Raw genomic sequence first — 2,931 nt, 5'->3', positions numbered from 1 at the left:
AGTACTTAATTTTGATATTTGTACGGTTTTATGTACTGATGTTAAGTATAATAATATTTGTAATGTTATTATTTGAGATGGACTCAACTTTTGTTCGATCTGGTTTTGATCAAAGCCTAATATATTCTCTTTTATTAATTTTTATTTGTAATTACCAACCCTTTTTGATCGGATTTTTAACTGTTTTGCCAGTTATTTGAATAAATAATCAAGCTACTGTGTGGCGCGATACTGCGCTCCGCAACGCTCCGCGAACGCACCACACCCCCATCTATTCTCAATAATAGTGGGATTTTAGTTGAACTATTCTTCAGCTTATTTAATAAGTCCACCTCTATATATAGCTTTCAGCTACCTTGTCACCCCGTGAGCTACTGACTACTGACTACTACCACAACAAAAAGACTTTGGAGAGCAAACCCTAATTATTATGCTGACGAAATGCTGTTTTCGAGGCTAACTATTTATTTAAGTGCTTCTGTTGTTTCCTTTCTTTTTTGACTTTTTCTTTTGACTTTTTGCCCGCTGCTCAACTACTTCCGGTGGCGGACCATAATCTCCATCACTGAAGTATACTCGCTTCAGTATATGTTGTGGTTCTACTTCTATCCACAGCCGTGCTCCTCCTGCTTGACTTTTATTGGGTTGATGAGGTTGATAAACGATTTGGCAAGGTCCGTTAATTTTCAGAGCGTGGCAATAATCTTTTTTATCTCCTACTTTCACGGCAACTGCTGGATGAGAAGTTCCATTGTCTCGGTTATAGTCAATGGTCTTTCGCAGAACATGAATAAAGGTATTGCCTGTGCGTTTATTTTTGTTCCAAGTACCTTCAGGACCACGGCGACCTGGTGTAATCTCTGGCATTCCCCGTTTGTTTAATGGAATCTGCCAAAGTCTTTTGACTTTACAAGCGTCTCGAACACGACCTTGATTCAGTAGTGTTCGTAATCTACCTGTGGAAATATTTAATAAAAAAGCTGCTTCTGTTGTACTTGCATACTGTACACTCATAACTATAACGTCTTAGTTTTAATTTTCTCAAAATTATATTGATTGTCTGAATAAAATTCAAATTAACTTAAATTTAGCAAATCAGTCAATAAGCAAAAATAACTAAGCAGTTATCTCTAATGTAATGGCCAATTTATCAAAAAGGCGATCGCTGATATAGCAATTCCCAAAAAGCATGAGGTAAAAAATTCTAGGTTTTTGGGAAGAAAAAGACAACTCTACAGGGGCGTGCCGGATAAACGCTATATGTGACTTTGGTCATAAAAAAATATTCCTCCTTTGAATTTTTCTGTTAATTTTAAAGATTCGCTAAAGTTATACATCTCATATCATAAATAGTTGGCATTTAAGAAATTTTGATGGTAATTATAGGCTGTTTTATCAAGATGATGTTAAAGCGCAAATAGAATTAATTGCCAGAGTTATGGATCTATAGCTCTAGGCAAAAATAATAAGGTAGTAAATGTAATAATAAGGTGCGTTTAATGTCTCACAGCAAAAACGCACTTACTTTCTACTTTCCCGCACCCCCACCACCAGGAGTTTCAATCACAAATACATCACCCACATTCATCTCCACAGTAGCAATACTTCCTAACTCCTCAACTTTCCCATCATTCCGTTCCACATAATTTTTTCCTACTAAACCATGACCCCCACCATTCAAACCAGGGGGAGAAACGACGCGACGACCCGATAATATTCCGGCACTCATCTCTTCCAAAAAACGCATTCGCCGAATTACTCCATCACCACCTTTATATAAACCTTCCCCTCGACTCCCAGAACGTATAGCAAAACTTTCCAGCAATATTGGAAAGCGCCATTCTAAAACTTCGGGGTCGGTTAACAGGGAGTTGGTCATGTGAGTATGTACTGCGTCGGTGCCATGAAAGTTAATACCTGCACCGGAACCTCCACAAATAGTTTCATAATATTGATATTTACTATTACCAAAAGTAAAATTATTCATAGTTCCTTGAGATGATGCCATTATTCCTAAAGCATTGTATAAAGTATCAGCAATTGTTTGAGAAGTTTCTACATTTCCTGCTACTACTGCTGCTGGATATTTTGGCTCTAACATACTACCTCGAGGAATAATTATTTCTAATGGTTTGAGACAACCTGCATTGAGAGGTATATCATCATCAACTAGGGTACGAAAGACATATAATACTGCTGCTTTACAAACTGCGGTTGGTGCGTTGAAATTGTTGGAAAGTTGGGGAGATGTACCTGTGAAGTCTATTTTTGCATTGAGATTTTTTTTGTCGATACTGACAGAAATTGATATTTTATTACCGTCATCTAGGATAGAGGTGGCAGTTTTATTGGTGAGTGATGAAGATAATTTTTTGATGGCTTGCCGTACTGAGTTTTCGGCGTTATCTTGAACAAATTTCATGTAAGCTTGTACGATTTCTAAGCCATAATTTTCTGTCATTTTTTGCAGTTCTTGTACACCTTTTTCATTTGCAGCTACTTGTGCTTGTAAGTCGGCGATATTTTGGTTGGTGTTTCTGGCAGGATATTTGCCGGATGTGAGGATTTCTAATAGTTCTGTTTCTTGGAATTTTCCGTTTTTGACGAGTTGAAAATTATCGATTAATATTCCTTCTTCTTGGACTGTTTTACTGTGGGGAGGCATGGAACCTGGAGTAATTCCGCCAATATCTGCATGATGTCCGCGGGAGGCAACATAAAATATGGGAGTTTCTATTTTTTCTTTGTTTTGAGGGGAAGTTGGGGGAATATTTGTCTGATTCTGTGAAATCGAATTTTCATTACTAGGAAGGTTTGCCGACTTCCACTTTTGAGTAATAAATTTATCGTCTAAACCAATATTTGTATCTGAGAAAATTTCATCAGTGGAATTATTTTCAGGAAAAATATTTGTCTGATTCTGGGAAATCG

At 37.1% G+C, this 2,931-nt stretch carries 2 protein-coding genes; both read right to left on the bottom strand.

What is annotated here, in order from left to right:
• Positions 1-468: 468 nt before the first annotated feature.
• Positions 469-1,014 carry a DNA-binding protein gene (locus tag F6K22_RS37425; protein ID WP_293109850.1) on the bottom strand — a complete coding sequence of 182 codons (546 nt, stop codon included), beginning with the start codon at positions 1,012-1,014 and terminating at the stop codon, positions 469-471.
• Positions 1,015-1,528: 514 nt separating this feature from the next.
• The coding region (locus tag F6K22_RS37420; RefSeq protein ID WP_293109848.1) for a hydantoinase B/oxoprolinase family protein at positions 1,529-2,931 on the bottom strand (1,403 nt) is incomplete at its 5' end.

Source organism: Okeania sp. SIO2F4, assembly GCF_010672385.1.
GTDB lineage: Bacteria > Cyanobacteriota > Cyanobacteriia > Cyanobacteriales > Microcoleaceae > Trichodesmium.
This window is presented reverse-complemented; position numbering and strand designations above follow the sequence as displayed.

What these genes read in the sequence shown, in the direction of transcription:
- F6K22_RS37425 (WP_293109850.1), bottom strand. Translation starts at nt 1,014, where the DNA reads ATGAGTGTACAGTATGCAAGTACAACAGAAGCAGCTTTTTTATTAAAT.